The following is a 4,744-nucleotide window of genomic DNA, read 5'->3' as shown; positions in this document are numbered from 1 at the left end:
GGCACTTTCGCTTATCTACACACCCCTACAGGCGACATCCCACGAAAAATCCGGGCTAACATCAACCTTGACTGCCAGCGCGAAAGCTAGCGCGGTATGGATAATCTGGAAAGTCGTTGCGCCTCTCCACAAGAGGGTGCCGGGATGACCAAACCCGCGCCGCTCGTGTCGTTTCTCGACGCTGTCCGGGTGGCAGATGAGGCCGGATCGTGAAGCCCGCTGGTTCCGGCGGACGCCCGGCACACGCCGGGGCGGATCTATGCGCGCTCAGTCGCGCGTTTTTCTGAAGTGGCGCGGTGAACGACCGGTCCACCGTTTGAAGGCATGTGTGAAGTTCGTGAGGTCCGCGTACCCGAGTTCTGCCGCGATCTCGCTTACAGACACCGATCTGTCGAGAAGTCGCAGAATTGCTCGCTCCCGCAAGAACGACTGACGTAATTCGCGAAAGGTGGTTCCCTCTTCGCTGAGGCGCCGCTTCAGCGTGCTCGGGGATATCGAGAGCTCGTCCGCCGTCCGGCTAATGTTCGTTTGTCCGGGATCTTTCTCCAGCAGGTCCCTTACTTTTTCGGAGAACGACGTGTCACGTCGTTGATCGAGAGTTCGTTGCAAATCGGTGACGGCAATCCGATACGCAACAGGATCGGAGAATCGACAGACCTCCTCGAGCGTGGCCGCGGGAACGTGGACGAACGAGCTAGGGGCGTCGAAGAAGATCCGACCCGCCAACACTTCGTCATGAAGAACCCACGACTCCGGCGCTGAATGACCCAGATGCAGTTCAATATTCGGTACGGCACCCGCGAGCATGTCGAGCAGACGCAGCAGCGCCAGCCCACCGTAGGTGACGGCCAGGCAGTTCAGGCCCGCGGCACCGGTGCGACCCGTGAGCCCGATCGTGAGACCGCGTTCCGTCGAATGGAACGACGGGCTGAGGGCTGTGGTGATCACCGGCAGATAAGCAAGCAACTCGACAACCTCGGCTACCGAGCCCGCACTGACCAAGGGAACACTAAGTGCCCCAAAGGACGTCAGTTTGGCGTGTTCGGCGAACGCGAAACCCAGACGGGTTCCCTGATCACAATCGAAATCGGGGTATATCTCCCTGAACCACCGTAACGGAACCTGCGCGTCGCGCCCCACCAACATCGACTCGGTGACGTGGTCGCGAACCATGAGGCTGCGGAGCGCATTGCTTGCGTCATGCCCCAGCGCCTCGCTGTCCAGCATCTGCAGGAAAGCCAGCGCTGGCATACCCGAGTCGTCGAGTTTCACGTGCCTCCCTGCGCGTGAGCTAAAAACACAACTCTTTGACTCCTGCGAGTCTAGCGACGCTGGTCACGCGCGGCAACACTAATTCAGAGAAGTTCCAGATTGAGGAGAGTTAACCATGGCAGTCGTCACCTTCGTCTCTCATGACGGCGAGAAGTACGAGGCTCCCTTGACCGAAGGGCAGTCCTTGATGCAGATCGCGGTCAACAACGCGGTGCCCGGCATCGACGGCGATTGCGGAGGGGAAGCCGCATGCGGAACGTGCCACGTGATCGTCGCTCCCGAGTGGTCGGACACGGTGGGTCTCTGCGGCGCCAACGAAGAGGAGATGCTCGCGATGAACCCCGAGCGTCGGCCGACGTCGAGGCTGTCCTGCCAGATGGCCGCCTCCGAGGCATGGGATGGTTTGACCGTCGAGCTACCCGAGTTCCAGCTCTGAAACAACGTCATGGATTTGGAGGAAACAATAATGAGTATTCCCGCGGCAGTGGCCGCCAAAGCCCAGTCCGCCGTGCCTCTGGAGCTGCAAATCCGCGGCGCACACCTCTACGACAAGACACGCCGGTGGGTAACCGGAACCAATGGTAAGAAGATCTTCACCGAGACGCCCATTCCTCCGGTCGAGGACGTCGATATCGCCGACATCGATCTCAGCAACCCGTTCCTCTACCGCCAAGGCCGCTGGAAGTCCTACTTCGAACGGGTTCGCAACGAGGCGCCGGTGCACTACCAGGCCAACAGTCCGTTCGGCCCGTTCTGGTCGGTGACCCGCCACGCGGACATCATCGCCGTCGACAAGAACCACGAGACCTTCTCCGCAGAGCCGTTCATCATCATCGGGAGACCGCCCCGCTTTTTGGACATCGCCATGTTCATCGCGATGGACCCGCCACAACACGACCTGCAGCGCGCTTCCGTCCAAGGGGTCGTCGCGCCGAAGAACCTGCGCGAGATGGAGGGGCTGATCCGCTCGCGCGTCCAGGAAGTGCTGGACGATCTACCGGTGGATCAGCCGTTCAATTGGGTGCACCACGTCTCCATCGAACTGACAGCGCGCATGCTCGCGACCCTGCTGGACTTCCCGTACGAGCAGCGGCACAAGCTCGTGGAATGGTCGGACCTCGCCACCTCCATGGAGCAAGCCAATGGTGGTCCGTCCGACAACGACAGAGTGTTTCGTGGGATGGTCGACATGGCAAAGGGGCTCAGCGCTCTCTGGCATGACAAGGCGGCCCGTACTGCCAACGGGGAGCAACCGGGCTTCGATCTGATCACGATGCTGCAGGCCAACGAGGACACAAAGGATCTCATCGACCGCCCGATGGAATTCCTCGGCAATTTGGTATTGCTGATCGTCGGGGGAAACGACACGACTCGCAACTCGATGAGCGGAGGGGTTCTCGCTTTGAACCAGTTCCCCGATCAGTTCGAGAAGTTGAAGGCGAACCCTGACCTGATTCCCAACATGGTATCCGAGATCATTCGCTGGCAGACTCCGTTGGCGTACATGCGCCGAGTCGCGAAAAAAGACATCATGTTGAACGGGCAATTCATCCGCAAAGGCGACAAGGTCGTGATGTGGTACGCCTCTGGTAACCGCGATGAGCGTGTCTTCGAGCGGGCCGATGAGTTGATCATCGATAGGAGCAACGCCCGCAATCACATCTCGTTCGGGTTCGGCGTGCACCGGTGTATGGGAAACCGACTTGCTGAGTTGCAGCTTCGAATCCTGTGGGAGGAATTGCTACCTCGCTTTGAGAACATCGAGGTGGTCGGCGAACCCGAGTATGTGCAATCGAATTTCGTCAGGGGTATCAGCAAGCTGATGGTTCGCCTCACTCCCAGGCCGAGTGCATGACTCCCGAACGAGCGGTGATCGTCGGCGCGAGCCACGCCGGCGCGCAGTTGACAACTAATCTTCGAAGGGAGGGGTGGGCTGGTGAGGTCGTCCTCATCGGCGACGAGGGGGGACTGCCCTACCACCGGCCTCCGTTGTCGAAGGGATACCTGGCCGGCAAGAACGGCCTCGACGACCTCCTGATTCGCGGCGCTGATTTCTACGAAAAGCAGAACATTCGACTCTTGGGTGCGACCGTGGAGGCGATCCACCGGAGTGCCAAGCGCGTGTCTCTGAGCACCGGCGATACGCTGACGTACACCAAGCTCGCGTTGTGCACCGGCGCAAGGGCCAGACGACTCCCCACACCAGGCGTGGATCTTCCCGGAATTCACTACCTGCGTACCGCTGCAGACGTCGAGTTGATCCGTGCCGCCGCTACACCGGGTCGGAGGGTTGTGATCGTGGGCGGCGGCTACATCGGGTTGGAAACGGCGGCCTCGCTGTGTTCGCTCGGCATGAACGTCACTGTCCTCGAAGCAACCGAGCGTGTACTCGAACGGGTCACCGCGCCGGAGGTTTCCGCGTTTTACACGCGAATCCACCGCGGCGAGGGAGTGGAGATCCGAACACACGCTCTCGTCGAAGCCTTCTCCGGTAACGGTGGGGTGCAGGAGGTCGTGCTGGCTGACGGCGAATCGATCCCCGCCGACTTGGTGATCGTCGGCGTCGGTGTGGTGCCGAACACCGAGCTCGCCTCGGCCGCCGGATTATCCGTCGACAACGGCATCGTAATCGACGACCAGGCCCGCACCAGCGACCCCGACATCGTGGCCGCCGGCGACTGCACCAGCCACACCATGGCTCGATACGGCTCGCGTATTCGTTTGGAATCCGTATCGAGCGCCGGCGAGCAGGCCAAGATCGCTGCGGCGACAATCTGCGGAAAACACAGCGCAATCGCTGCGCTTCCGTGGTTCTGGTCCGACCAGTACGATCTCAAACTCCAGATTGCCGGTCTCAACGCCGGATACGACGAACTGTTGCTCAGTGGTGACCCGTCGCGTGACCGTGACTTCAGCTGCTTCTACTTCCGCGAGGGCGAACTCATCGCCGCCGACTGCGTCAATCGTCCTCGAGATTTCATGTCCAGTAAGCGGGCCATCAGCCAGCAACTTCGGGTTGACCGCTCAGACCTCCTCGCCGGCTCGATCTGACATCCTGCGACGGCAAAACCACGCGCTCGAAACTCCGCAGACTCTGCCGTCTGCGCAGATTGAATCGCCCTGGAAATCCCGGAGGCTCCTGACCTTGGAAACGAGGATGCAGGTATGCCCACGGAATCCTCATCGGGGAAGAAGCCGACCAGCCGCCGTTACAGCCCGGAGGAGAAGGCCGCCGCGGTGCGGATGGTCCGCACGCTGAGGGCCGAATTGGGGACCGAGCAGGGCACGGTGTCGCGGGTGGCCCGCCAGCTCGGCTACGGCGTGGAGTCGGTGCGGTCGTGGGTGCGCCAGGCTGACATCGACGACGGGTATGCGCCTGGGGTGTCGACCGATGAATCACGCAAAGTCCGCGAGCTCGAGCAGGAGATCCGAGAACTTAAGCGTGCCATCGTTATCTTCAGCCGGGTGTCCA

5 protein-coding genes are annotated in these 4,744 nt (G+C 61.1%); 4 read left to right on the top strand and 1 reads right to left on the bottom strand.

Going from position 1 to position 4,744, the window contains the following annotated elements; genetic code table 11:
- Positions 1-267 precede the first annotated feature (267 nt).
- Positions 268-1,272, bottom strand: a complete 1,005-nt coding sequence (locus CRM90_RS29480; protein WP_102810385.1) for a helix-turn-helix domain-containing protein — start codon at positions 1,270-1,272, stop codon at positions 268-270.
- Between the two features lie 115 nt (positions 1,273-1,387).
- Between CRM90_RS29480 and CRM90_RS29475 the strand changes: the two genes are divergently transcribed.
- From CRM90_RS29475 to CRM90_RS29455, 4 genes are all read left to right on the top strand, one after another.
- A complete protein-coding gene (locus CRM90_RS29475) occupies positions 1,388-1,708 on the top strand; it encodes a 2Fe-2S iron-sulfur cluster-binding protein (protein ID WP_102810384.1) in 321 nt (106 codons plus the stop codon).
- A 30-nt stretch (positions 1,709-1,738) separates the two neighbouring features.
- Positions 1,739-3,127: a cytochrome P450 gene (locus CRM90_RS29470; RefSeq protein WP_102810383.1), complete on the top strand. Its 1,389-nt coding sequence runs from the start codon at positions 1,739-1,741 to the stop codon at positions 3,125-3,127.
- Entirely contained in the window at positions 3,124-4,323 is a 1,200-nt protein-coding gene (locus CRM90_RS29465; protein ID WP_102810382.1) for an NAD(P)/FAD-dependent oxidoreductase, read from the top strand. Before CRM90_RS29470 ends, CRM90_RS29465 begins: the two co-directional genes overlap by 4 nt.
- Before the next feature lie 114 nt (positions 4,324-4,437).
- Positions 4,438-4,744, top strand: a 307-nt coding sequence (locus CRM90_RS29455; RefSeq protein ID WP_142391492.1) for a transposase, incomplete at its 3' end; no start/stop codon positions are given.

This window comes from Mycobacterium sp. ENV421 (assembly GCF_002887815.1).
Taxonomy (GTDB): Bacteria; Actinomycetota; Actinomycetes; order Mycobacteriales; family Mycobacteriaceae; genus Mycobacterium.
Note: the sequence above shows the minus strand (reverse complement) of the source record. Positions and strands in the feature narration are given on the sequence as shown.